The organism is Xanthomonas sp. BRIP62411, from assembly GCF_003993525.1.
Lineage (GTDB): Bacteria > Pseudomonadota > Gammaproteobacteria > Xanthomonadales > Xanthomonadaceae > Xanthomonas > Xanthomonas euroxanthea.
The window spans coordinates 1-23,873 of record NZ_QEZI01000032.1 but is presented as its reverse complement, the minus strand read 5'-3'; the positions used below and the strand labels follow the sequence as shown (position 1 = coordinate 23,873).

General features: G+C 68.5%; 21 protein-coding genes and 1 pseudogene. 13 read left to right on the top strand and 9 right to left on the bottom strand.

Features of this window, described 5'->3' with window-relative positions:
• Nucleotides 1-36 precede the first annotated feature (36 nt).
• On the top strand, nt 37-2,289 hold the full coding sequence (locus tag EO139_RS20720) for a DUF1631 domain-containing protein (RefSeq protein ID WP_126972311.1): 2,253 nt from the start codon (nt 37-39) through the stop codon (nt 2,287-2,289).
• A 221-nt stretch (nt 2,290-2,510) separates the two neighbouring features.
• Nucleotides 2,511-4,868, top strand: a complete 2,358-nt coding sequence (locus EO139_RS20715) for a DUF1631 domain-containing protein (protein ID WP_126972309.1) — start codon at nt 2,511-2,513, stop codon at nt 4,866-4,868.
• Nucleotides 4,869-5,029: 161 nt separating this feature from the next.
• Here the strand turns inward: EO139_RS20715 and EO139_RS20710 are convergent, their stop codons facing one another.
• A complete protein-coding gene (locus EO139_RS20710; RefSeq protein WP_126972307.1) occupies nt 5,030-5,893 on the bottom strand; it encodes an alpha/beta hydrolase in 864 nt (287 codons plus the stop codon).
• A 125-nt stretch (nt 5,894-6,018) separates the two neighbouring features.
• On the opposite strand from EO139_RS20710, the gene EO139_RS20705 reads away from it, so the two are divergent.
• Both EO139_RS20705 and EO139_RS20700 read left to right on the top strand, forming a co-directional pair.
• A complete protein-coding gene (locus tag EO139_RS20705) occupies nt 6,019-6,618 on the top strand; it encodes a TetR/AcrR family transcriptional regulator (protein WP_126972305.1) in 600 nt (199 codons plus the stop codon).
• A 119-nt stretch (nt 6,619-6,737) separates the two neighbouring features.
• On the top strand, nt 6,738-7,829 hold the full coding sequence (locus EO139_RS20700; protein WP_126972303.1) for an NAD(P) transhydrogenase subunit alpha: 1,092 nt from the start codon (nt 6,738-6,740) through the stop codon (nt 7,827-7,829).
• Nucleotides 7,830-8,016: 187 nt separating this feature from the next.
• On the opposite strand, the gene EO139_RS20695 is transcribed toward EO139_RS20700, so the two are convergent.
• From EO139_RS20695 to EO139_RS20685, 3 genes are read right to left on the bottom strand one after another with little or no spacing between them, the layout of a single operon-like run.
• Entirely contained in the window at nt 8,017-8,508 is a 492-nt protein-coding gene (locus EO139_RS20695) for a DUF3106 domain-containing protein (RefSeq protein ID WP_104649483.1), read from the bottom strand.
• Between the two features lie 5 nt (nt 8,509-8,513).
• The gene (locus EO139_RS20690) at nt 8,514-8,858 is read right to left on the bottom strand and encodes a hypothetical protein (RefSeq protein WP_126972301.1); all 345 of its coding nucleotides are present in this window, start codon (nt 8,856-8,858) and stop codon (nt 8,514-8,516) included.
• Nucleotides 8,855-9,418 (bottom strand): RNA polymerase sigma factor, encoded by a 564-nt coding sequence (locus tag EO139_RS20685; protein ID WP_104649485.1) that lies wholly within the window; start codon nt 9,416-9,418, stop codon nt 8,855-8,857. Before EO139_RS20685 ends, EO139_RS20690 begins: the two co-directional genes overlap by 4 nt.
• A 123-nt stretch (nt 9,419-9,541) precedes the next feature.
• Here EO139_RS20685 and EO139_RS20680 point away from each other — a divergent pair, with 123 nt between their 5' ends.
• Nucleotides 9,542-9,847, top strand: coding sequence for an NAD(P) transhydrogenase subunit alpha (locus tag EO139_RS20680; RefSeq protein WP_115676228.1), 306 nt, complete (start codon nt 9,542-9,544; stop codon nt 9,845-9,847).
• Complete coding sequence (locus tag EO139_RS20675; RefSeq protein ID WP_126972299.1) at nt 9,844-11,301, top strand: NAD(P)(+) transhydrogenase (Re/Si-specific) subunit beta; 1,458 nt, start codon at nt 9,844-9,846, stop codon at nt 11,299-11,301. Before EO139_RS20680 ends, EO139_RS20675 begins: the two co-directional genes overlap by 4 nt.
• 760 nt (nt 11,302-12,061) lie before the next feature.
• Here the strand turns inward: EO139_RS20675 and EO139_RS20665 are convergent.
• Complete coding sequence (locus tag EO139_RS20665) at nt 12,062-12,481, bottom strand: hypothetical protein (protein WP_126942338.1); 420 nt, start codon at nt 12,479-12,481, stop codon at nt 12,062-12,064.
• Between the two features lie 175 nt (nt 12,482-12,656).
• Here EO139_RS20665 and sufT point away from each other — a divergent pair, with 175 nt between their 5' ends.
• The 5 genes from sufT (at nt 12,657) to EO139_RS20640 (ending at nt 20,158) form a co-directional block, all read left to right on the top strand.
• Nucleotides 12,657-13,211, top strand: a complete 555-nt coding sequence (sufT, locus tag EO139_RS20660; RefSeq protein ID WP_016900709.1) for a putative Fe-S cluster assembly protein SufT — start codon at nt 12,657-12,659, stop codon at nt 13,209-13,211.
• A 64-nt stretch (nt 13,212-13,275) separates the two neighbouring features.
• Nucleotides 13,276-14,361 carry a branched-chain amino acid aminotransferase gene (locus EO139_RS20655; protein WP_126972295.1) on the top strand — a complete coding sequence of 362 codons (1,086 nt, stop codon included), beginning with the start codon at nt 13,276-13,278 and terminating at the stop codon, nt 14,359-14,361.
• A 315-nt stretch (nt 14,362-14,676) separates the two neighbouring features.
• The gene (locus tag EO139_RS20650) at nt 14,677-16,422 is read left to right on the top strand and encodes a S8 family peptidase (RefSeq protein WP_104582242.1); all 1,746 of its coding nucleotides are present in this window, start codon (nt 14,677-14,679) and stop codon (nt 16,420-16,422) included.
• 261 nt (nt 16,423-16,683) lie between these two features.
• Entirely contained in the window at nt 16,684-18,093 is a 1,410-nt protein-coding gene (locus tag EO139_RS20645) for a S8 family peptidase (RefSeq protein WP_164739959.1), read from the top strand.
• Nucleotides 18,094-18,457: 364 nt separating this feature from the next.
• Nucleotides 18,458-20,158, top strand: coding sequence for a S8 family peptidase (locus EO139_RS20640; RefSeq protein ID WP_104582244.1), 1,701 nt, complete (start codon nt 18,458-18,460; stop codon nt 20,156-20,158).
• A 202-nt stretch (nt 20,159-20,360) separates the two neighbouring features.
• On the opposite strand, the gene ybaK is transcribed toward EO139_RS20640, so the two are convergent.
• The 4 genes from ybaK to wrbA all read right to left on the bottom strand — a co-directional run bounded on the left by ybaK (nt 20,361) and on the right by wrbA (nt 22,348).
• Nucleotides 20,361-20,834: a Cys-tRNA(Pro) deacylase gene (gene ybaK / locus EO139_RS20635; protein ID WP_126972293.1), complete on the bottom strand. Its 474-nt coding sequence runs from the start codon at nt 20,832-20,834 to the stop codon at nt 20,361-20,363.
• 4 nt (nt 20,835-20,838) lie between these two features.
• On the bottom strand, nt 20,839-21,324 hold the full coding sequence (locus EO139_RS20630; RefSeq protein ID WP_016900703.1) for an asparaginase domain-containing protein: 486 nt from the start codon (nt 21,322-21,324) through the stop codon (nt 20,839-20,841).
• A gap of 86 nt (nt 21,325-21,410) precedes the next feature.
• On the bottom strand, nt 21,411-21,755 hold the full coding sequence (locus EO139_RS20625) for a DUF2069 domain-containing protein (protein WP_126972291.1): 345 nt from the start codon (nt 21,753-21,755) through the stop codon (nt 21,411-21,413).
• Nucleotides 21,752-22,348 carry an NAD(P)H:quinone oxidoreductase gene (gene wrbA, locus EO139_RS20620; protein WP_115676235.1) on the bottom strand — a complete coding sequence of 199 codons (597 nt, stop codon included), beginning with the start codon at nt 22,346-22,348 and terminating at the stop codon, nt 21,752-21,754. Before wrbA ends, EO139_RS20625 begins: the two co-directional genes overlap by 4 nt.
• A 111-nt stretch (nt 22,349-22,459) precedes the next feature.
• Here wrbA and EO139_RS20615 point away from each other — a divergent pair, with 111 nt between their 5' ends.
• Nucleotides 22,460-23,737, top strand: a complete 1,278-nt coding sequence (locus EO139_RS20615; protein WP_104582248.1) for a YihY family inner membrane protein — start codon at nt 22,460-22,462, stop codon at nt 23,735-23,737.
• A pseudogene (locus tag EO139_RS20610) lies at nt 23,734-23,873 on the top strand (TlpA family protein disulfide reductase); the annotation flags it as partial. The gene EO139_RS20615 and the pseudogene EO139_RS20610, both read left to right, overlap by 4 nt.

The window sequence follows — 23,873 nt, the reverse complement described above, 5'->3', positions numbered from 1 at the left end:
GTGAATCCCTTCCGTGTTCGTCCTGTGCGCTGCCCGATGACCCAGTTCGTGTCCACCCCCGTGCTTCCCAGCCGCAACCCGCAGCTGCTCGATCAGGTACGCGAGATCGTGCTGGTGCCGCTGGCCGATGCCTTTGTCCAATTCCAGGATGCATTGGCCGAGGCACTGTTCCGGCTGGCGGCCGATGCCGGCACGGCCCAGAACGACTTCCTAGAAGCCATCCAGGCGGTGCGGCAGCAGCGCGAGCCGATCACTGCGCGTTTTCGCGGGCATCTGGCCAAGGCCTGGCAGGGGCTGGAAGCCGGGCGGCCGTTGTCGGCCGATCGCAGCCTGGGGCGCGGTGCGGCCGGGCTGACCCTGCTGCCCGAGCAGGATCTGGAGGTGCGCCTGGCGGTGCGCAATCTGGCCGGCGCGCTGCAGCACCAGTGGCGCCCGGAGCTGATGCGGCTCAATCGCTATCTCGGCTTCATTGCCGGCGGGCTGCGTATCGACGGCGACAGCAATCCGTTCGGGCCGGAGCATCTGGGCGTGGCCCTGTACGAGGCCTTTCAGGGAGTGCCGCTGGCGCCGAAGGCGCATTTGGCGGTGATCAAGGTCTGCGAGCAGCACCTGATGGAGCGCATCGGCCAGCGCTATGGCGCGCTGGAACAGGCGCTGGTGCAAGTGGCGCGCTTGCGCGAGCTGCCGCAGCCACGCAGCCGGCGGCGTGGCATTCCGCGCCAGGACGACGGCGCAGGCGCGCAGGCCGCCGAGACGCCGGACTGGATTGCGCGCTTCTTTGCCGGCTGGTCGGGCGGGCAGGGCGCGTTGGCCGGCGGCGGGGCGATCGACGTGCATCTGCGCAGCGGCCGCGCGCTGCTGCCGGCGGGCCTGCACCAGTTGCTGCAGCATGCACGCCGCCAGCGCGAACCCGATGCGGATATCGATACGCCCGGCTTTGCCGCGCGGCGTCTGCTGTCGCCGCGCGAGGTGGTCTCGGCGCTGTCGCTGCTGCAGACCATGCCTGCGGCCGGTTTCGACGCCATCGACGGTGCCGGCCTGGGCCTGGCGCGTGGCCTGCGGCAGCAGGTCAGGCGTGCCGCTGCCGCGCTTGGCGTGGATCCGGCCACCACCTGCCTGAACCCCGACGACGACGACGCGCTGGATCTGGTGGCCCTGCTGTTCACCGCGATCCTGGTGCAAAGCCATCTGTCCGATGCGCAGCGCAGTGTGCTCGGCCAGTTGCTGGTGCCGATGGCCAAGCTGGCGATGCTGGACGGCCTCCTGTTCGTGCGCGATGGCCACCCGGCGCGTCGCCTGCTCAACCTGTTGGTGGAGGCCTGCGACGGCAATGCCGGCGAAACCGCGGCAGAACAGGCCTTGTTCGGCCAGGTGCAGGCGGTGGTCGATACGCTCGTGCGCGATTTCGACGAGCATCCGGGGGTGTTTCTGACGCTGGAAGCCGAGTTCGGTGCCAGTTACGCGCACTACCGCCGTCGGGTGGAGATCGCCGAGCGCCGTGCCAACGAATTGCAGCACGCCGAAGAGCGCCGCGAACGCGCACGCAGCACCGCCGCGCAGGCGCTGGCCGAACGCCTGGCGCGTGGGCCGCTGCCGCCGCTGGTGGCGCATTTTCTCGGCCGCGTCTGGCAGCCGTATGTGCAACAGGCGGCGTTGCGCGGCGACGGCGGCGGCCCGGCGCTGGAGGCCGCGGTGGCCCTGGGCGATGCGGTACTGGCGCAACTGACGGCTGCCCCTGGCGACACGGCGCTGGAGGCGCAGCGCGCGCAGCTGGTGCAGGCCTTCACCCTGGCCGGGCTGGCGCCATGCGAGGCCGGGCGGGCCGTGCAGGAGTTGCAGCATGCGCTGGTGTCCACGCCCCCGATCGCGGTGACCGGGCCGCCCGATCCGGTCCTGCGCGCGCCAACCCTGGCCGCGCTGCTCCCGAGCCCCGCTCCGGCCGACCCGGTCGACGCGCCGCTGACCCCGATGCTGGACGCCAGCGCGCAGGTGGCATTCGATCGCGTCACCGCCGATTTCTTCCGTGCCATGCCAGTCGGCACCTGCCTGGACTTCATCGACCGGCAGGGCCGTGCGCAGGCCGGCAAGCTGTCGTGGATCAGCCCGATTTCCAGGCGGCTGATGTTCGTCAACCGGCGCGGCGGGCGGTTGTGCGTGTCCTGGCCGGAGGAGCTGGCGATGATGGCGCGGTTGGACCGGCTGCGCCTGCATCGCGACGACGATGCGTTCTACGGCGCGATGCAGGACGTGGTGGATGCGCTGGAGCGGCCGTACAGGCTGGAGGCTTAACCCCCGCAGGCGATGAACGCGCGTGGGCAAGCGCCACCGCAACGATGCAGCTAGGATGTTGGCTTGACACGCAAACCTTGGGCGGTCACGAGTAAAGTGCGAACGGTGTCACACTTAACAAACGAGCGAAACGCCTACCATGCGGTGGCGGAATTTGGGGCCGCGTCTGCTGTTTCTCGTTTGAATATTTTCACGCCTGCAGGGGCGGGGAGCCTTTGCGCATGACTTTTCAGCCCAGTCCGTCGGGACATCCGGGCCGTGACCAACGCTTGCTCGAACAGGCGCACGCCGTGTTCGTGCCCCCACTCGCGCAGGTGTTCGCAGCTGCCGTCGCACACTTCGACGATGTGCTGTTCGATCGCGCCGAGTCCGCCGGCGCATCGCAGCTGCTGTTTCTCGATGGCATGCGCGAGTTGCGCCGCAAGCGCGACGAGGTGACCACGCAGTTCCGCCAGCAGCTGGACGACGGCTGGCAGGCGTTGCTGCTGGGCGAGCCCTTGTCGGCCGAGGTGGTCCTGGCAGGGGACATCGGCACCGGCCCGCTGAGCCTGGTGCCCGAACACGTGCTCGAGTCGCGGCTGGCGGTGCGCAATCTGGCCACCGTGCTGCTGCGCGACTTCAAGCAGGTGCTGGCGCGGGTGGACCGCCGCCTGGGCTGGATTGCCGGCGGCCTGGAGCTGGTGGCCGATACCAATCCGCTGGGTCCGGAACATCTGGGCGTGGCGATCCACGAAGCCTTCGCCACGTGCGACCTGGCGCCGGAAGTGCGCCTGGTGCTGATCAAGCTGTGCGAGCGCGACCTGGCCGAGTCGATCGGCAAGCTGTATGCGCGTCTGGACGAGACGCTGGCCAAGGCCGGCGTCATGCCGGAGATCTCCCAGCCCAAGCGTCCGCCGCCGCGCGCGCAGCCCCGGGGCGAGACGCCCGAAGAGCGCGTCCAGGCCGAGGCCCAGGGCGCTGCTGCGCAGATGGGCGGCGACGATCTCAATGACCAGTACGCACCGGCCTGGGCCAACCGTTTTCTGGACCGCTGGGCGCATAGCCGCGGCCGCATGCAGGCTGCCGCCCAGCGTGGCCAGGCCGACGGAGGCGGTGCGGGCGGCATGGACGGTGGCGAGGCCGATCATCCCGGCGGGAGCCAGGGCATGCTGCTGGAAGCGCTGCACGAACTGCTGCAGCAGACCCGCAGCGTGCGCGACAACGCCGCCTCTGCCGCCTCGGTGGCGGTGGGCCAGCAACGCCCGCTGAGCCAGCGCGAAATGATGTCGGTGCTGTCGCTGCTGCAGGCCACGCCGAGCGCGACGCTGCAGGCGGCCATCGGCGACGACACCGAATCGCTGGCCCAGCGGCTGAAGAACGAAGTGCTGTCCAGCGCCACCCGGCTGGGCGTGGATCCAGCCACCGCGCGCCTGGACCCGATGGACGAGGATGCGATCGATCTGGTCGGCATGCTGTTCGACGTGATGCTGGACGAACGCGACCTGGAAAACCGCTCGCGCGAAATGATCGGCCGCCTGGTGGTGCCCTTCGTCAAGGTCGCGCTGCTGGACCGCAAGATGTTCGTGCAGAAGACCCATCCCGCGCGGCGCCTGCTCAACTCGCTGGCCGAGGCCTGCGAAGGCAACAACGGCGACAGCGCCGCCGAGCGCGTGCTGATGGGCAAGGTCGAGGAAATCGTCGACCGCCTGGTGGCCGAGTTCAACGAGAACCTGGCGATCTTCATGACCCTGGAAGAGGAATTCCGCGATTTCCTGTCCCAGCACCGGCGCCGGGTGGAGATCGCCGAGCGCCGCGCCACCGAAACTCAGCGTGGCCAGGAAAAGCTCGAGCTGGCGCGCAGCCGCGCGCTGTCGGAACTGGAACAGCGCACCCAGGCCGGCACGCCACTGCCCAGGGCGGTGGAGGATTTCCTGCGTCAGCCGTGGCTGCACCACCTGACCATGGCGATCCTGCGCGACGGCGACGAAGGTCCCGGCACCCTCGAGGCCCTCGCCCTGGCCGACGGCGTGCTCGAAGAACTGGCCGAGGCACGTCGCCACATCGTCGGCAAGCCGTGGCTGCAGGTCTGGCAGCCGGCCCTGCATCGCGTGTTCGCCAGCATCGGCCTGCACGGTGATGCGGTGGTGGTGGCGATCAGCGCGCTGCACGACACCCTGCAGGCGATCGCCGAAGCGCGTCCGGAGCTGGAAAAGGCCTTGCCGGAGCTGCCGCAGGTCAATCTGCCGCCGCCGGCTGCCGAAAGCGTCAGCGTGGTGCTCGGCGCCGAAGCGGTGGCGCAGAGCATCGACAGCGCCGATGCCGAGCGTTTTCGCGCGATGGATATCGGCACCTGGCTGGATTTCGTCGACAAGGACGGCAAGGTGCAGGCGGGCAAGCTGTCGTGGGTGAGTCCGATCTCGCAGCGGCTGCTGTTCGTCAATCGCCGCGGCGTGCGCTTCTGCGTCGCCTCGCCGGAGGAACTGGCGGTGATGGTGCGCCTGGGCCGGCTGCGCGAACACATCAACGATGGCGCGTTCGACAGCGCGATGCAGGGCGTGATCGATCGGCTGGATCCGCTGCATAACAGCACGGTGCACTGACCGGCAGTCATCGCGTTGCTGCGTCGTTGTGGTTGATCAGCACAGGGCCGTACGATTGCGATGCAGCGCACCGCAATCGGCGCAAGCGAGGCCTCGTCCAGCATGTGTGCCGGTGGCCTCGCACCACCGCAGCACGCGCCTGCGGCACAACGCGCGTGTAGTTACCGCGCTGCCGGGCCGATGAACTCCAGCGCCCGCGCCATTACCGAAGCGTGATCGACCAGGCGGTTATGGCCCAGGCCCTCGGTACTGAACAGCTGCGCGCCCGGCCACAATGCGGCAAAGCGCGCGCCTTCCTCCCACGGCGTCTCGCGGTCGCGGCGGTCATGGATGACCAGCGCCGGGCGATCGAACTGTGGCAGGTGCAGGCTCGCGTCGAGATCGGCAAAACGCAGGCCGGTGAGCTGGCACAGCCAGTTTTCGAATGGCGCAAACGCGGCGGGTGCGATCCCCGAGGCACGAAACTGGCGGTGCGCACTGGCGCTGGGTTCGACCAGTGGCGCGATCAGCACGTAGCGCTCGGGCCGCCATGCCGGGTCGTTGGCAAACACCGCCGCTGCCGCGCCGATCGAGTGCCCGATGAAGGCGGCAGGGCGGCCGAAACGGCTGCCGATCTGGCGCAGGACCTGCACGAAATGCGGCATGTTGCTGATCTGTCCGCCGCTCAGGCCATGCGCGGCCTGATCGAACGCCAGCACCGCGTAGCCGAGTGCGCGCAGCTGCGGCACCCATGCAGCAAAACGCAGCCCGTAACTGGACCAGCCATGCGACAGCAGCACATACGGCTGCTGGCTCAGCTCGCCCCACTGGTACACCGTAATGTCGAACCCGTCGATGTGCAGCGTCTGGCGTTGCACGTCGGTCAAGGTTGCCGCGAGGGCGGCCGCCTGCTGCCGCCCTGCACGCGCAGGTGTCACGAAACGGCGCGCCAGATAGCGCCCGGTCGGGCCAGGGGCCAGGCGGCTGGCGCCGGCCAGCACACCGCGAAGCATCCGGAGACGCAGTTTGGCGATGGACGCGCTCATGCGAAGGATCCTTGTGGAGGAAGAGGCGCTGTATCTTGCTGGTGACAAGATGGGCGAGTTTGCAGTTGGATCTTGTCATCGTCAAGATGATCTGCTCCACTGGAATCCCGAAAAACGAAGCCGCCATGTCGCGCACCGATGCGTCTGCTGCCTATCATCACGGCGACCTGCCGGCCACGCTGCGGCGCGCCGGCTGGGAGCTGCTGAGCGAATCCGGCGTGCGTGGGTTGAGCTTGCGCGAATGCGCGCGGCGCGCCGGCGTCTCGCACGCGGCTCCGGCGCATCACTTCGGTTCGCTGGACGGATTGCTCGCGGAGCTGGCGGCCGACGGCTACGAACGCATGCTCGCCTGCATTTGTGCCGCCCAGCAGGCACTGGCAGACCCCTTGCTCGGCTGTGGCCTGGGGTATGTGCGGTTTGCGCTGGACTACCCGCAGCAGTTTCGGCTGATGCTGGGGCTGGAGGTGAGCCCGCGCAGCCTGCCGCGGCTCGTGCAGGCCAGCGATGCGGCGATGGCGAGCCTGCGCGAGACAGTGCGGACGCAGTGGATCGCCCGTCACGGCCATGCCCCGGCCACGGACGTGCTGCAGCAACGCACGCTGCTGGCCTGGAGCGCGGTGCATGGCTATGCCTCGCTTGCGATCGACCGCAAGCACACGGCCTTGCTGGCCTTCGCACCGGAGGTGGTGTTTGCGCCGTTGCTGCACGCCGTGCTCGAACCCTGAAACACGGGCCGGACCTGCTCGGGCATGGTCTGGCTGGCCGCTTGCCGGTCCGCACGCCCGGCGGCGGTGCGTGGCTCTGCTAGCATCGCCGCCACTGGAGCGCGAGACCGGAGCAACCCATGGCTGTGCAGGTGCTGGTGCTGAAAGAACGGGCGGCCGGCGAGCGCCGCGTGGCGGCAACGCCGGAAACGATCAGGAAACTGGTCGCGCTTGGCGCCAGCGTGTGGATCGAGCCGGACGCCGGACGCGCCAGCAGCATGGACGATGCGGCCTACCAACAGGCCGGCGCGCAACTGGCCGGCGCACACACACTGGGACAGGCCGACGTGGTGCTGTGCGTGCAGGGACCGCCGATCGATGTCCTGCTGCAGTGCAAGCCGCACACGGTGCTGATCGGCATGCTTTCGCCCGATGCCGACCCTGCCCGCGCGCAGGCCTTTTCCGGGCATGAATTGATCGCATTCCCGCTGGAGCGGCTGCCGCGCACCACGCGTGCGCAATCGATGGACGTCTTGAGTTCGCAGGCCGGCATGGCGGGCTACAAGGCGATGCTGATCGCCGCACAGCTGGCGCCACGCTTCTTTCCGATGCTGACCACGGCCGCCGGCACCATGCGCCCGTGCAAGGTGCTGGTGATCGGTGCGGGCGTGGCCGGGCTGCAGGCGATCGCCACTGCCAAACGGCTGGGCGCGCAGGTCGAAGGCTTCGATGTGCGCCCGGAAACGCGCGAACAGATCGCCTCGCTGGGCGCGCGCTTCCTGGACCTTGGCGTGAGCGCGGCCGGCGAGGGCGGTTATGCGCGCCAGCTCACCGACGACGAACGCGCCGAACAGCAACGCCGGCTGGCCGAACACCTCAAGGGCGTGGACGTGGTGGTCTGCACCGCCGCCGTGCCCGGCCGGCCGGCGCCGAAGATCCTGAGCATGCAGATGCTGCAAGGCATGCGCGCCGGTAGCGTGATCGTCGATCTGGCCGCGGAGACCGGTGGCAATTGCGCCGCCACCCGGCCGGGCGAAACGTATGAGCTCGACGGCGTGGTGATCGCCGGCCCGCTCGATCTGCCCAGCCAGGGCGCGGTGCACGCCAGCGAGATGTTCGCGCGCAACGTCTACGCCTTCGCCGCATTGCTGATCAAGGATGGCGCGCTGTCGTTCGATTGGGACGACGAACTGCTGGCCAAGACACGCTGGTCGGCGACAGCGACTGCATAGCTCCGCCGCGTCCATGCGCCTTGCGCATTGGCGTTTCCGGGTAGGAGCGCGCTGGCGCGCGATGGAGCGTTACCGATGAAGCTCCATCGCGCGCCAACGCGCTCCTACAGTGGCCGCACGCACGTCCACCTGGGACCGGGATGCACCCGTGCGATGGCGTGCTGCGCTCGCCGCGGCGACGCTGCCGTCAATCGTCGGTTGGCGGATGCTCGCGCAACCAGGTGCTGCGCTCGGCCGGGCTCATCTTCTGCCAGCGTTGCTGCAGCTCGTTGCGTTGTTGCTGGTTGAGCGTGCGCATGCGGTCGAACAAGGCCTTGGCCTCGCGACGCTGCTCGGGGCTCATGTTGCGGAAGCGGTCCATGCCGGCCTTGGCCTGCTTGCGCTGCTCCGGGGTCATGTCCAGCCAGCGGCGCGCGTGGCGATACATGCGCGGACGTTCTTCCGGCACATCGTTCCAGCGCTCGCGCAGCGCATCGATCAGCACCTGACGCTGTTGCGGGGTGAGCTTGTCCCACTCGGGCATCGGCGTCTCTGCCGCGCGCGGTCCGGGTCCTCGCGGGCCGGGGCCATCCGGCGGTGGCGGTCCCGGCGGTCCGGGGGAATGGGCCTGGGCCAGCAAGGAGGCGCAGGGCGCCGCGCACAGCAGCAGGGTCAACAACAGGCGGGTGGTGCGGGTCATCATGCTTATTCCATGGCCAGGGCGGTGTCGGACCCCAGCCAGACGTACAGGTCCGGATTCTGGGTCAGCATGTCGTCGGTATCGGTGGTGGCGCCGGCCATTGCCTGGGTCGGGGTGGAGGCAGGCGAGGCGGTCTCGCCCGGACGCAGTTGCAGGCCGATGCCGACCGCCAGCAGCCCCGAACACGCGGTCGCCAGCAACCAGTAACCGCGTCGGGCACGCGTGGGAGCGGCCGCATGACGGGCTTGGCGCAGGCGCGCCAGGGTCTGCGGCGGCAGCCTGGTGAGGGCGGTGGCATGCAGCTTGCGCAATTGCGCATCCAGCTGGGCCGGGTCGTGGGAGCGATTCACAGGAAATCCTCGAACTGTGTTTGCAACGCGTCGCGCGCACGCGACAGGTGGGTTTTGACCGAGCCTTCCGAGCAGCCCATCGCCTTGGCGGTGGTGGCCACGTCCAGGTCTTCCAGCACCCGCAGCGTGAACGCTTCGCGCTGGCGCGCCGGCAGGCTGCGCAAGGCCTCGACCAGCCGTTGGTAGGCCTGTTGATGCTGGTGTTCGTCCACCGGCCCGGTGCCGGGGTCGGCCCAGTCGATGGTGCCTTCGTCGTCGGCGCGCTCGGCCGGTGCCCAGAACTTCAGGCGGAAGCTGCGCCGCCGCTGCAGGTCGATGATGCGGGTGCGCAGGATGCTCCAGAACAGCGGCGTCCATTCGGCGGCCGGGCGCTCGCGGTAGCCGAGCAGCTTCACCATGGCGTCCTGCACCGCGTCCAGCGCATCCTCGCGGTGACGCAGGCCGGCCTCGGCAAAGCGGAACGCACGCGGGCCGATGCCGGCCAGGAAGGCGTCCAGCGAAACCGGCGCGGTGGCGGCCGGTGCGGCAGGTTGCGGATCGAAAGGGGTTCCCACCAGCACAGCGTAGCTTCCGCGGAGACGATACGACGTCAACGGGCGAGCGCCGATTCGGTTGACACGCGCCCAGGCAGGCATGGCGTGGGTATGATCGGCGGGCCACACCGGCCAGTGGAGCGAGCGACGATGAGCGACGGATTCGTAGCGCTGTACATCTTCATGCTGGCGGCCATCGCCGGCCACGTGATCATCTCGCGGGTGCCGGTGATCCTGCATACCCCGCTGATGTCCGGTTCCAACTTCATCCATGGCATCGTGCTGATCGGCGCGATGGTGGTGCTCGGGCATGCCGACACCACGCTGGAAAAGGCGCTGGGATTTGTCGCGGTGATGCTGGGTGCGGGCAATGCGGCCGGCGGTTACGTGGTGACCGAGCGGATGCTGGACATGTTCAGGCCCAGCAGGAAGCCGCCGGGCGGGGACGCGCCATGAACGTCTCCACCGCCGCGTTGCTGGCATGGCTGGTGAAGTCCAGCTATCTGGTCGCGGCGACCCTGTTCCTGCTCGGGCTGCAACGCATGGCCTCGCCGCTGACCGCGCGCAGCGGCATCCGCTGGGCCGGGCTGGGCATGCTGATCGCCACGGTGGCGACGTTCTTCCTGCCCGAACTGCATAACGTGCCGCTGATCCTGGCCGCGCTGGCGATCGGCACCGGGGTGGCGTGGTGGTCGGCCAGGAAGGTCGCCATCACCGACATGCCGCAGATGGTGGCCTTGTACAACGGCATGGGCGGCGGCTCGGCGGCGGCGATCGGGGCAGTGGAGTTGCTGCGCTTTGCCTTCTTCGCCAACCGCGACACCACCCACTGGAGCGCACAGGCCATCGCCGACCTGGCGGCGCGGCGGCCGGATACCACCACCGTGGTGCTGGCGGTGGTGGGCTCGGCGATCGGCGCGGTGTCGCTGTCCGGCTCGATCGTGGCCTGGGCCAAGTTGGATGGCCGGCTCGACCGCCGGGTGACCTTTGCGGGCCAGCAGGCGGTCAATCTGCTGGTGGCACTGGCGGTGCTGGTGCTCGGCATCTGGGCGGCCAGCAGTCTGCAGCCACTGGCGATCGTCGCCTTCTTCGTGGTGGCGCTGGCGCTGGGCGTGCTGATGACGCTGCCGATCGGCGGCGCCGACATGCCGGTGGTGATCTCGCTGTACAACGCCTTCACCGGCCTGGCGGTGGCGTTCGAGGGCTACGTGCTGGGCAACGAGGCGCTGATCATCGCCGGCATGATGGTCGGCGCGGCCGGTATCCTGCTGACCCGCTTGATGGCCAAGGCGATGAACCGGCCGATCAGCGGCGTGCTGTTTTCCAACTTCGGTGGCGGCGGCCAGGCGCAGGAGATCGGCGGTGCTCAGAAGCCGATCGAGGCCGGCGACGTGGCGGCGATGATGGCGTTCGCCGAGCGGGTGGTGATCGTGCCCGGCTACGGCATGGCGGTGGCGCAGGCGCAGCACAAGATCTGGGAGCTGGCGCAGCGGTTGATCGCGCGCGGGGTCAAGGTGAAGTTCGCGATCCACCCGGTCGCCGGGCGCATGCCCGGGCACATGAACGTGCTGCTGGCCGAAGCCGGCGTGCCCTACGACCTGATCGCCGACATGGACGACATCAACCCCGAGTTCGCCAGCACCGATGTGTCGCTGGTGATCGGCGCCAACGACGTGGTCAACCCGGTGGCCAGGACCGACCCGGCCAGTCCGATCTATGGCATGCCGATCCTGGACGTGGTCAATTCGAGGAACACGGTGGTGATCAAGCGCGGCAAGGGCACCGGCTTTGCCGGCATCGAAAACGCGCTGTTCTACGCCGACAACACCCGCATGCTGTACGGCGATGGCGCGGAAGCGGCCGGTGCGCTGGTCAGCGAGCTGAAGGCGCTGGACGGGGGCGGGCACTGAGGCCTCGTGCGACGGATCAGGTGAATGCGTCTGTGACGTCATGCGTGGAAGCGGCGCCGTCCTCAGCACCTGGGCCCGTGTAGCGGAGCTGCAGGACAGCCGGGCCAAGTCGAACTCTTCGCCGTGTCCAGCCAGTCCCGAGCAGGACGCGGAACTTTCAGAAAAACACCGGGCTCTCAAGTCGCAGCGGTGTTTTTGCAGATAGTCAAAAGCCTGGCTAGTGAGGGCGCGGCGCCCTCACCGCTCGCGGGACACGACGTGAACACATCCATGGGGGGCTCGGTGGCGGCATCCATGCCGTCATACGGTCCGGCAACCGGCAAGCACACCGCACCAGGCAGTTGGCCGGCCCTTGTTTGAAAAGCTGTCTGTAGTGCGGTGTGCATCAGACGTGCAACCGATGCTTCATGATCGAACTGGACGCATCCAGCACCGCTCTTGCCATGCACACCGACCATCTCGACTGGTCCTTGCCCGCTCACCGTCGCGGGACCCTGAGCGGCATGGATGCCGCGCCGGAGCCTACAGGGACGTACTTGCGGCGTGTCCCGCGATGGTGGGCGGGCAAGGGCCCCACAGCCAGGTAAAGAGCTCCGCAGCCAGGTAAAGGGCCCTGTAGCCAAGTCGCACAGTTCTCCAGGCATCGCTGCGTCAGCGCAACAAAGCGCATAGCACCCAGTAGCAGTAGCGTTACCCGAAGCTGCGCGGCCGCCGCTTCAACGCATCTGTGCGCCGGCGATTGCAACAAAACGCGCCTGGCTCAGCGCGCCGTCCACCACGCCAGGACCAGTGCGGCGGCATAGCAAAGCAGGTCGAAACCGTTGTTGGCCAGCTGCAGCAGGGTCCAGGCCAGCCCGGTGCCCATCTTCTGCGCCGAGGTCCACGGATCCAGGCCCAGTGCACCACCCAGGTGCGCCGAAGCGATACCCCAGTTGGCACCGACGATGATCAGCGCGGTCGCCGCGACCGCAACGCCGGTGCGCAGCGGGCCGGCGCCCAGCGTACCCAGGCGCAGCATCCAGACGATTTCCAGGGCCGTCAGTACCGCCATCCAGCCGGCCTGGTTGCCGGCGGCAAGCGCAATCAGCATCCAGGCGATCAGGGCGGTGACGCATCCCAGCAGCAGGAGCGGGGGCCAGAGCCAGTGGGCGGTTCTGGCGGACGCGGTGGTGGGCGGCATTGGAGCTCCTGACAGTGCGCACATGATACGGCGCGCGACGTGCTTTGCGCGGTGATGGGCGCGCCGATGGAATGCAGCGTCGTCGCTGGCTCCATCCGGCAACCGGCAGCGGCCTTGCCGTGGTCGGCTAGAATGGCGGACTTGCGCGCACCCGCCGCGGCCCCATATCCAGCCCATGTATTCCCGTAGCAGCGAACCCGTCCAGTTCGAACGCGATTGCGATGCCGTCATGGTGCCGCAGGGCGATTCGGTGACCCTGCCCGCAGGCAGTTACGGCTATATCACCCAGGCGCTGGGTGGCAGCTATACCGTCTTTGTCGAAGGCAACCTGTTCCGCATTGCCGGCAAGGATGGCGATGCGATCGGCAAGGAGGCCCCGCCGGGGCTGGAACTGCCCGCCGATGCCAGCGACGAAGAGGTGGAGGCGCTGGTGTGGCAGCAGCTGCGCACCTGCTTCGACCCGGAGATCCCGTTCAACATCGTCGATCTGGGCCTGGTCTACGAGGCGGTGGTCAGCCATCGCGAGGAAGACGATCAGCGCCGGGTGGACGTCAAGATGACCCTCACCGCCCCCGGTTGCGGCATGGGCGAGATCCTGGTCGACGACGTGCGCAGCAAGGTGGAGATGATCCCGACCATTGCCGAAGCCGACGTCGAGCTGGTCTTCGACCCGCCGTGGGGCCGGCATATGATGTCCGAAGCAGCCCGTCTCGAGACCGGCATGCTCTGATCATCAGGCGCCATGTCCAAGAGGTGGCGCCGCGTCCTTTCGCCCGCCATACAGGAATCTTCCGGTGTCCGTGTCCTTCGCTTCCACCCGTTCCCCGTCGCCGCGCAGTGCCGACGAGCTGTCCGTGATCCTGGCCGCGCCCGGCTTCGGGCTGCATTTCACCGACCATATGGTCGCCATTTCCTGGACCAACGAGCTCGGTTGGCATGACGCGCAGGTGCGCGCCTATGGCCCGCTGCAGCTGGATCCGGCCGCCTCGGTGCTGCATTACGGCCAGGAGATCTTCGAAGGCATCAAGGCCTACCGGCATGCCGACGGTTCGATCTGGACCTTCCGCCCGCAGGCCAATGGCGAGCGCCTGCAGCGCTCGGCGCGCCGGCTGGCGTTGCCGGAACTGCCGGTCGACCTGTTTGTCGAATCGCTGCGCCAGCTGGTGGCGGTGGATGCCGTTTGGGTCCCGTCGGCCCCGGAAACCAGCCTGTATTTCCGCCCGTTCATGATCGCCGACGAGGCATTCCTGGGCGTGCGTGCCGCGCACAAGGCCTCTTACTACGTCATCGCAAGCCCCGCCGGTCCGTATTTCGCCAAGGGCGTGGCGCCGGTGTCGATCTGGTTGTCCACCGAATACGCACGTGCGGCCAAGGGCGGCACCGGTGCGGCCAAGTGCGGCGGCAACTACGCCGCCTCGCTGCTGCCGCAGCAGAAGGCCTATGCACAGGGCTGCTCGCAGGTGCTGTTCCTGGACCCGGTCGAAGGCAGGTACATCGAAGAGCTGGGCGGCATGAACGTGTTCCTGGTCTACAAGGACGGCACGCTGGTGACGCCGGAATTGTCCGGCAGCATCCTGGAAGGCATCACCCGCGACAGCATCCTGCAACTGGCCCGCGACCGCGGCATGCAGGTGATCGAGCGCAAGGTCGCCATCGACGAGTGGAAGCAGGGCGTGGCGTCGGGCGAGATCACCGAGGTGTTCGCCTGCGGCACCGCCGCCGTGGTCACCCCGATCGGCGAGCTGAAGGGCGATGGCTTTGCCGTCGGCGATCTGTCCGCCCCGGCTGGCGAGGTGACCATGTCGCTGCGCCAGGAGCTGACCGATATCCAATATGGGCGCGTCCCGGATCGCCACGGTTGGTTGGTGCGTCTGTCCTGAGCCAACGCATCGCGTCAAAAAAGGCCTCTGCGCAGTCGCGCAGGGGCCTTTTTTTTGGGCGCAGCGCAGCAGGGGCGTGGCTATGCATGTCCGAACATGTCTTCAACTGACTGAACGGTGCCGTACGGTGTCACAAATCTGATATTTGATTTGTAGAAAGTGCTAACTTCTTATTGTCCAGTCTGGTTGTAGTGCGGTAGGTTCGCTGAACGGATCGATAACAGGGGGTCGATCCGGGACCTCGGTGCTGACCTATGGAAGGCGGCACCGGCTACCACCGCCACGGCGGTGCTCTTTGATCTAGAAGGGAATTCGATGTCGAACGAGTCTTTCCGCAAGTGCCCCCGCGCACTCACCATCCTGAGCGCGGCTGCGCTGACCTCATTGCTGCTGGCGACCCCGGCCTTTGCCGGTGAGGTCTATCTGGATGGCCTGGCCACCGCCCAGACCCACCAGAAATTCATCGTGACCTACAAGGACGGCAGCACCGCGCTGGCCAGTCCCACCGCGTTGAGCACGTCGCTGCGCACCGCCGCGCGCGCTGTTCCGGCCAAGGCCGGCAAGGCGCTGGGCCTGAACTCGGTGCGCCGCCTGGCGCTGGGACCGGAGCTGGTCAGGACCGACCGCGCACTCGACCGCGCCGAAGCCGAAACCCTGATGCGCCAGCTGGCATCCGACCCCAACGTGCAGAGCGTGGAGGTGGATCAGATCCTGCACGCCACGCTGACCCCGAACGACACCCGCCTGTCCGAGCAGTGGGCCTTCGGCACCACCAACGCCGGCCTCAATATCCGCCCGGCCTGGGACAAGGCCACCGGCGCCAATGTGGTGGTGGCCGTGATCGATACCGGCATCACCACCCATGCCGATCTCAACGCCAACATCCTGCCGGGCTACGACTTCATCAGCGATGCCACCACCGCGCGCGACGGCAATGGACGCGACAGCAATCCCGCCGACGAAGGCGACTGGTACGCCGCCAACGAGTGCGGCACCGGCATTCCCGCCGCCACTTCCAGCTGGCATGGCACCCATGTGGCCGGCACAGTGGCCGCGGTGACCAACAACACCACCGGCGTGGCGGGCACTGCCTACAACGCCAAGGTGGTGCCGGTGCGCGTGCTCGGCAAGTGCGGCGGTTCGCTGTCGGATATCGCCGACGCCATCGTCTGGTCGTCCGGCGGCAGCGTCAGCGGCGTGCCGGCCAATGCCAACCCGGCCGAAGTGATCAACATGTCGCTGGGCGGCGGCGGCACCTGCTCGGCCACCATGCAGAACGCGATCAGCGGTGCGGTCTCGCGCGGCACCACGGTGGTGGTGGCGGCGGGCAACGATTCCGTCAACGTGTCCGGTTCGCTGCCGGCCAACTGCGCCAACGTGATCGCAGTGGCAGCCACCACCTCGGCCGGCGCCAAGGCCAGCTATTCCAACTTCGGCACCGGGATCGACGTGTCGGCGCCGGGCTCGGCGATCCTGTCCACGCTCAACAGCGGCACCACCACGCCGGGCAGCGCCAGCTACGCCTCCTACAACGGCACCTCGATGGCGGCGCCGCACGTGGCCGGCGTGGTCGCGCTGGTGCAGTCGGTCGCGCCGAGTGCACTCACGCCGGCCGCCGTAGAAACCCTGTTGAAGAACACCGCGCGTGCGCTGCCGGGCGCCTGCTCGGGCGGCTGCGGTGCCGGCATCGTCAATGCCGATGCGGCGGTGACCGCCGCCATCAGTGGCAGCAACGGTGGCGGCGGTGGCGGCACCGGCAACACCCTGACCAACGGCACGCCGGTCACCGGACTGGGTGCGGCCACGGGTGCGGAACTGAACTACACCATCGCGGTGCCGGCCGGTAGCGGCACGCTGACCGTGGCGATCAGCGGCGGCAGCGGCGACGCAGACCTGTACGTGCGTGCCGGCAGTGCGCCGACCGACACCACCTACACCTGCCGCCCGTACCGCAGCGGCAATGCCGAGACCTGCAGCATCAGCGCGCCGTCGGGCACGTACTACGTGCGGGTCAAGGCATACAGCACGTTCTCCGGCGTGACCTTGCGCGCCAGCTACTGAGGCACGTCGGCACTGCCTGGCCATGGCCGGGCAGTGCCGATCCGGTGCCGCAGAGCGGCTTTACCCCATCAGCGACGTATCGCCCACGTCTGCCGCATCGGCAGGCGCCGGTGATGTGTTGCCGCTCGACCGGAATGGACATCGGTCAGTCGTCTCGCCGGGCGCACGCGCCCGTGCACTGCCCGACCCGATCCGCAGCACGCGGGGATGGTTCGGCCATCTCGCCGCACCTGCGGCACCCTCTCAAATAAGGAACGATCGATGTCCAATGTGTCGCAACGTCGTGCGCCCACGCGCGCGCTGGTGGTCCTGGGTGTGTCCGCGCTGACCTCGCTGCTGGCGGTGCCGGCGTTTGCCGGTCAGGTCAATCTTTCCGGCCTGGATTCGCAGCCCACCCTGGATCGCTTCATCGTCAAGTACAGGGACGGTTCCAGCGCCGCGGTGAGCCCGACCTCGATGCGTGCATCGCTCAAGTCGGTCGCCACCGCCGTGCCCGCACGCGCCGGCCGTGCGCTGGGCCTGAATCACGTGCGTCGCACCGCGCTGGGCTCGGAAGTGCTCAAGACCGACCGTGGCCTGGACCGCGCCGAGGCCGAGACGCTGATGCGCCGGATCGCCGCCGACCCGAGCGTGGAGTACGTGGAAGTCGACCAGATCATGTATCCGACGCTGACCCCCAACGACACCCGTCTGTCCGAGCAGTGGGGCTTCGGTACCACCGCCTCGAGCATCAACGTGCGTCCGGCCTGGGATACGGCCACCGGCACCGGCGTGGTGGTGGCGGTGATCGACACCGGCATCACCAGCCATCCGGACCTCAATGCCAACGTGCTGCCGGGCTACGACTTCATCAGCGACGCGGCACGTGCGCGCGACAACAACGGTCGCGACAGCAATCCGGCCGACCAGGGCGACTGGCGCGCTGCCAACCAATGCGGCTCCGGCGTGGCAGCGGCCAACTCCAGCTGGCATGGCACCCACGTGGCCGGCACCATCGCCGCGGTCACCAACAACAGCACCGGCGTGGCCGGCACCGCGTTCAATGCGCGCATCGTGCCGGTGCGTGCGCTGGGCCTGTGCGGCGGCACCACCTCCGACATCGCCGATGCGATCGTCTGGGCGTCCGGCGGTACCGTGTCCGGGGTGCCGGCCAACGCCAACCCGGCCGAGGTGATCAACATGTCGCTGGGCGGCAACGGCACCTGCTCCAGCACCTACCAGAACGCCATCAACGGCGCGGTGTCGCGCGGCACCACGGTGGTGGTGGCGGCCGGCAACAGCAATGCCAACGTGGCCAACTTCACCCCGGCCAGCTGCGCCAACGTGATCTCGGTGGCGTCGATCACCTCGGCCGGGGCGCGTTCGAGCTTCTCCAACTTCGGCAGCACCATCGACATCTCCGGCCCCGGCTCGGCGATCCTGTCCACGCTCAACAGCGGCACCACCACCCCGGGCAGCGCCAGCTACGCTTCCTACAACGGGACCTCGATGGCGGCCCCGCACGTGGCCGGCGTGGTGGCGCTGGTGCAGTCGGCGGCCAGCCGTCCGCTGACCCCGGCGGCGGTGGAAACCCTGTTGAAGAACACCGCCCGTCCGCTGCCGGGCGCCTGCTCGGGTGGCTGCGGTGCCGGCATCGTCAACGCGGCCGGTGCCGTCAGCCAGACCCCGTAAGCCACGCGCGGTGCCAGCGGCCGGACCGTTGGCACCGCGTCGGTCTGCGTGATGCAGCGTGGCTGCAGCACGCTTGGTATCCCCATTGCCCCGCCAAAACGCGGGGCAATGGCGTTTTTGGGGTGTACGGGGAGGGCAGGTCGGCGCAGTTCCGGTCGCCGCCGGCATCTGCCCTTCAATCGGCCGCCTTAACAGACCCCATGGTTCGCCACGTCTGGCCGGCGATCCCGGCTCAGGTCCGCTCGTACCGGGTCGATAGCGTGGGCAGGTGGGCAGCGACGCCAGTCGGCGCGCCTCACCACGATGCGAAGCGGCACACCTGTGCCCGCGTTTGCACCACGACATCTTGGGGAGGGGTCGATCCATGCACCATCTATCGTTCAAAGGGTTACGCCATGTCGCGCTGGCCTGTGCACTACTGTGCGGCACTGCGCCCGCGTTCGCCGGCGATGTCAGCCTGCAGGGGCTGGGGTCGGCGTCGGCCCATCAGCGTTTCATCGTCAGCTATAAGGACAGCAGCGCCGGCAACCGTGGCGGGCGTCTGAGCGGCTCGCTGCGCGAGATCGCCCGCGCAGTGCCGGCGCGGCGCGGGCGCGCGCTCGGCCTGTCGTCGTCGCGCTGGCTAGGCGTCGGGCCGCAATTGCTGGTGGCCGACCGTGCGCTGGACCGGGTGGATGCGGAAACGCTGATGCGGCGTCTGGCGGCCGACCCGTCGGTCAAGCGCGTGGAAGTGGACATGCTGATGCGTCCGATGCTGGTGCCGAATGACACCCGCCTGTCCGAGCAATGGGCGCTGGGCACCACGACCGCCGGCATCAACGTGCGGCCGGCCTGGGACAAGGCGACCGGCAAGGGCGCGGTGGTGGCCGTGATCGATACCGGCGTCACCACGCATCCGGAGCTGTCGGCCAATGTGCTGGCTGGCTACGACTTCATCAGCGACGCCTTCATCGCCCGCGACGGCAACGCACGCGACACCAGCGCCGCCGATGTGGGCGACTGGGCCGCGGCCAACGACTGCGGCAGCGGTGCCAGCGCGTCCAGCTCCAGCTGGCATGGCACCCATGTGGCCGGCATCGTCGCGGCCGCCGCCAACAATGGCGCCGGCACGGCAGGCGTGGCATTCAATGCCAAGGTGCTGCCGGTGCGCGTGCTGGGCCGTTGCGGCGGCTATCTGTCCGATATCGCCGATGCGATCGTGTGGGCCTCCGGCGGCACGGTGTCCGGTGTGCCGGCCAATCCGACCCCGGCCAAGGTGATCAACCTGTCGCTGGGTGGCATCGGCACCTGTTCGACCACCTTGAGCAATGCGATCGCCAGCGCGGTGTCACGCGGCACCAGCGTGGTGGTGGCCGCCGGCAACAGCAATGTCGATGTCTCCAACAGTGTGCCGGCCAATTGCCCGAACGTGATCGCGGTGGCCGCGACCACGTCGTCCGGGGCCAAGGCCAGTTTTTCCAACTTCGGCCAGGGCGTGGATATCGCCGCTCCCGGCCAGGCGATTCTGTCCACGCTCAACAGCGGCACCACCGCTGCGGGCAATCCCAGTTACGCGGTCTACAGCGGCACCTCAATGGCGGCGCCGCACGTGGCCGGCGTGGTGGCGTTGATGCAGTCGGTGGCGCTCAATCCGCTCAGTGCGGCCAGCGTCGAAGCCATGCTCAAGAGCACTGCGCGTGCATTGCCGGTGGCATGTCCGCAGGGGTGCGGGGCAGGGCTGGTCAATGCCGATGGTGCGGTGGCTGCGGTGATCGCCTCGACCACCCTGACCAGCAATGCAGCGCGCAGCGGCCTGGCCGCGGCGACCGGTGGTTCGCTGTATTACCAGGTCAATGTGCCCGCGGGCACGCGCAGCCTGCGGGTGGCGCTCAGCGGAGGCAGCGGCAATGCCGATCTGTCGCTGCGCGCCGGCGCATTGCCCAGCGATACCGCCTACGGCTGCCGTACCGCGGTGGTGGGCAACGCCGACAGCTGCACGCTGACCGCGCCTGCGGCAGGGGTGTATTACGTGCGGCTCAAGGCCACGCTGGCATTTTCGGCGGTCACGCTGGTGGCCACGTACTGAACGTGCGCGCGGCCCTGCGCCGGTGGGTGCAGGGCTGCGCCCGGCCTATGCGCGTGATCGCGCGTCGGGCACGTGGCACCGGCGCACCACTCACGTTTCCTGGCACGTGCGTGATCGCTGCCGCAAGCAGGAGGCACTTTTTGCATGTCCCAGGTGCTGGCCGGCGCCAGCCGACATGCACGCGGCACGGGGATCGCCGCGTCTAGTCGCAGACACTGCAGGGCCGCGCCTGCAATGCGGCGACGATGCCGTCGCCCGGCAATTCCAGCAGCAAACCGCGTTGCCCGGCGTTGATCCACAGCGACGGGGCATCCAGTGCGCTGGCTTCGATCAGCACCGGCGCCTGGCGTTGTTGCCCGAGCGGGCTGATGCCGCCGACCTTGTAGCCGGTGCGACGCTCGGCATCGGCCACCTCCATCATGCGCGCCGACTTGCCGTGGCAGGCACTGGCCAGTTTCTTCAACGACACCCGGCGATCGCACGGGATCACCACGCATACGGCCTGGTCGTCGACCCAGGCCATCAGTGTCTTCAGCACCGTGTGCGGCGCCAGCCCGAGGGCGGTTGCCGCCTGCACGCCCTTGGCGTCCGCATCGGCCTGGTACACGTAGGGGTGCAACACATAGGCCACGCCAGCGGCATCCAGGGCCCTGGTCGCGCGGGTGGCCTTGCTCATGGCGTCAGAGCGACTCGAAGCGGTTGGCGGCGACGTTCTTGCGCACCTTTTCCGGATTCCAGATGCGCCCGTTCATGGCGATGTACACGCCGGCCGGCAGCGACTGCACCGCGCCGACCGCGCAGCCGATATTGAACTCGGCATCCGAGCCGCGGAAGCGCGCCGGATTGAGCGCGCCGGTCATCACGATGGTCTTGTCGGCGATCGACTGCAGCACCTTGCCGGTTTCCACCATCGAATCGGTGCCGTGGGTGATCAGCACGTGGCGCGTCGGCTGGGCGGCGATGGTGGCGCGCACCAGTTCGCGGTCGGCATCGGTGATGTGCAGCGAATCCTTGCGGATGATCGGGATCACCGAGAAGCGGAAGGTCACGCCCAGTTCCTTGAGGATCTGGCCGATCTGCGGGTCGCCGATCTGGTAGTCCGATTTGTCGTCGAAGTAGATCTTGTCGATCGTGCCACCGGTGGTGACGATCAGGAGGTCTTCCATTGCTGCCGGTCCTTCAAACGGGCGCGGTGCAGGCCGCGCGAGGGCCGTCATGATACGACCCCGGCGCGTGCGCTGCCCAAGCCGGGTCAACGCGGAGGGCGAGGGCGGCCGAAGCGCGCCGCCATCCCGGGGCCACCCACTAGTGCCACCACAAGCAGGGCCAGCAGCACTTCCAGCCACGCCAGTGCACGCGCCTGCGGCTGGCTCCAGGCGGCCATCACGCCGTGACTGAACCAGCCCAGCGCGAACACGCCGGCCCAGAAACGCGCGCGCGCGCTGCGCAGCGCCAGCGCGGCCATCAGCGCCGGCGGCAGTGCAAACACCAGCAGCGCTGCGGCGCGGTGGCGGTCGTCGTGAAACCAGGTCACGAACAACACCGTCAGCGCGATCAGCGCGGCGGTCAGCAACCCATGCGTGGCGCGCAGGCTCACGGGCTGGCCAGGCGCCGCGCGATGTCGGCCACCCGCCGGCCCAGCGCACGCGCCAGCACGGCTTCGTCCTCGCTCGGTTGCGGGTCGCCGCCGGCGCCGGAGACATGGCTGGCGCCATAGGGCGTGCCGCCGCTGGTGGTGTGGCTGAGCGCCGGCTCGGTGAACGGGATGCCGACGATCAGGCAGCCGTGGTGCAGCAGCGGCAGGTGCATCGACAGCAAGGTGGATTCCTGGCCGCCGTGCATCGCGGCGGTGGAGGTGAACACGCCTGCCGGCTTGCCGGCCAGGGTGCCGCTGGCCCATTCGGCGCCCAGGCTATCGAGGAAATGCTTCATCGGCGCGGCCATGTTGCCGAAGCGGGTCGGGCTGCCCAGCAGCAGCCCGCTGCACTCGGCCAGATCGGCTTTGTCCACGTACGGCGCGCCCTCGTCCGGCACCGGCGGGGCGCTGGCCTGGGTCACTGCCGCCACCGGCGGCACCGTGCGCAGCCGCGCGCTCATGCCGGGCACTTCGCCGATGCCGCGCGCGATCTGCCGCGCCAGCCGCGCCACCGAACCGCCACGGCTGTAATACAGCACCAGAATCTCCGCCATCGCGCATCCACCGCCTGTGTAAGTTGCCGCAGTATCGGCCAAGCCACCACCTCGCTGCACGCTGCGGCTGCGGCAAGGCCGCGATGACGGCGCATCGGGTACCCTTGCGCGATGTCGCGCGTGAACAAACTCCACCAATGGAAGGAACGGCTGCGCGACCGCGCGCGGACCGTGAGCTTCGGGCGCTTCCTGTGGCGCCGCTTTCTCGATGACCGCCTGTTCCAGGCGGCCGCCTCGCTCGCCTACACCACGGTGTTCGCGCTGGTGCCGCTGGCGATCGTGGTGTTCGGCGTGTTGTCGGCGTTTCCGGCCTTCAACGAATGGAAGGACGCGCTGACCGACTTCATCTTCAACAACTTCGTGCCCGGCGCGGCGCGTTCGGTGCAGAACTACCTCAACCGTTCGCTGGAAGATCTGGGCAAGTTCACCGTGGCCGGTATGGTCGCGCTGGTGGCCTCGCTGCTGATCACCCTGCACAGCATCGAGCAGACCTTCAACAGCATCTGGCGGGTGGCCGCCGCACGGCCGAAGGTGACCCGCTTCCTGATCTACTGGACGGTGCTGACCCTGGGCACGATGCTGGCGGCGGCTTCGATGGCGATGGCCGCCTACGTGTTCGCATTGCCGCTGTTCCGTACCACCGAAGGCCAGTGGCTGGCCGAATTCGCCTGGCGGCTGGCGCCGATGGCGGTGGAGTTCGTCTGCATCGTGCTGATCTACCGCGTGGTGCCGCAGCATGCGGTGCGCCTGCGGCACGCGCTGCCGGGCGCATTGCTGGCGGTGATCCTGATGGAGATCGTCAAATGGGGCTTCGGCTTCTATCTGGGCAACTTCCAGACCTATCAGCGCATCTACGGCGCACTGTCGGCGCTGCCGATCCTGCTGCTGTGGATCTATCTGAGCTGGGTGTCGGTGCTGCTGGGCGCTTCGCTGGCCTCGTCGATGTCCGCGTTTCGCTACCAGCCCGAAGCGATGCGGTTGCCGCCTGGCTTTGAGATCTATGGCCTGCTGCGCCTGCTTGGTCGTTTCCGCCAGGCACGCATCCATGGCAACGGGCTGGACGAAGACCGCATCCTGGCGCTGGAGCCGATGCTCACCGACACGCTGATGCAGGAGTTGCTGTGCGAACTCAAACGCATCCGCCTGCTGCGCCGCGACGAGCGCGGCCAATGGCTGCTGGCGCGCGATCTGGACGTGGTGCCGCTGGCCGAACTCTACGAAAACTGCCAGCTGCGCGTGCCGATCGAAGACCGCCCGCTGCCGTGCCGCGACGATGCCTACGGCCAGGCCGCGTCCGCTGCGCTGGAACAACTGCGTCAACCCTTGCGCAGCGTGCTGGCGCAACCGGTCGGCGACCTCTACACCCACCTTCCCGGAGACCCCTCATGACCGTGCGCCTCGTGCGCGGCGCCTGTGCGCTGCTGTTGCCGCTGTTGCTGCTGACCGCCTGCAAGCCCGCCAGCGAGGGCACGCCCGCTGCGGGCGGTGCAGCGCCTGCGCCCACCGCGCAGACGCCGCAAGCCCC

Bases quoted from the DNA above. Each gene is read 5' to 3' on its own strand.
- EO139_RS20720 (WP_126972311.1), top strand. From the start codon at position 37: ATGACCCAGTTCGTGTCCACCCCCGTGCTTCCCAGCCGCAACCCGCAG.
- EO139_RS20715 (WP_126972309.1), top strand. From the start codon at position 2,511: ATGACTTTTCAGCCCAGTCCGTCGGGACATCCGGGCCGTGACCAACGC.
- EO139_RS20710 (WP_126972307.1), bottom strand. From the start codon at position 5,893: ATGAGCGCGTCCATCGCCAAACTGCGTCTCCGGATGCTTCGCGGTGTG.
- EO139_RS20705 (WP_126972305.1), top strand. From the start codon at position 6,019: ATGTCGCGCACCGATGCGTCTGCTGCCTATCATCACGGCGACCTGCCG.
- EO139_RS20700 (WP_126972303.1), top strand. From the start codon at position 6,738: ATGGCTGTGCAGGTGCTGGTGCTGAAAGAACGGGCGGCCGGCGAGCGC.
- EO139_RS20695 (WP_104649483.1), bottom strand. From the start codon at position 8,508: ATGACCCGCACCACCCGCCTGTTGTTGACCCTGCTGCTGTGCGCGGCG.
- EO139_RS20680 (WP_115676228.1), top strand. From the start codon at position 9,542: ATGAGCGACGGATTCGTAGCGCTGTACATCTTCATGCTGGCGGCCATC.
- EO139_RS20675 (WP_126972299.1), top strand. From the start codon at position 9,844: ATGAACGTCTCCACCGCCGCGTTGCTGGCATGGCTGGTGAAGTCCAGC.
- EO139_RS20665 (WP_126942338.1), bottom strand. From the start codon at position 12,481: ATGCCGCCCACCACCGCGTCCGCCAGAACCGCCCACTGGCTCTGGCCC.
- sufT (WP_016900709.1), top strand. From the start codon at position 12,657: ATGTATTCCCGTAGCAGCGAACCCGTCCAGTTCGAACGCGATTGCGAT.
- EO139_RS20650 (WP_104582242.1), top strand. From the start codon at position 14,677: ATGTCGAACGAGTCTTTCCGCAAGTGCCCCCGCGCACTCACCATCCTG.
- EO139_RS20645 (WP_164739959.1), top strand. From the start codon at position 16,684: ATGTCCAATGTGTCGCAACGTCGTGCGCCCACGCGCGCGCTGGTGGTC.
- EO139_RS20640 (WP_104582244.1), top strand. From the start codon at position 18,458: ATGCACCATCTATCGTTCAAAGGGTTACGCCATGTCGCGCTGGCCTGT.
- ybaK (WP_126972293.1), bottom strand. From the start codon at position 20,834: ATGAGCAAGGCCACCCGCGCGACCAGGGCCCTGGATGCCGCTGGCGTG.
- EO139_RS20630 (WP_016900703.1), bottom strand. From the start codon at position 21,324: ATGGAAGACCTCCTGATCGTCACCACCGGTGGCACGATCGACAAGATC.
- wrbA (WP_115676235.1), bottom strand. From the start codon at position 22,348: ATGGCGGAGATTCTGGTGCTGTATTACAGCCGTGGCGGTTCGGTGGCG.
- EO139_RS20615 (WP_104582248.1), top strand. From the start codon at position 22,460: ATGTCGCGCGTGAACAAACTCCACCAATGGAAGGAACGGCTGCGCGAC.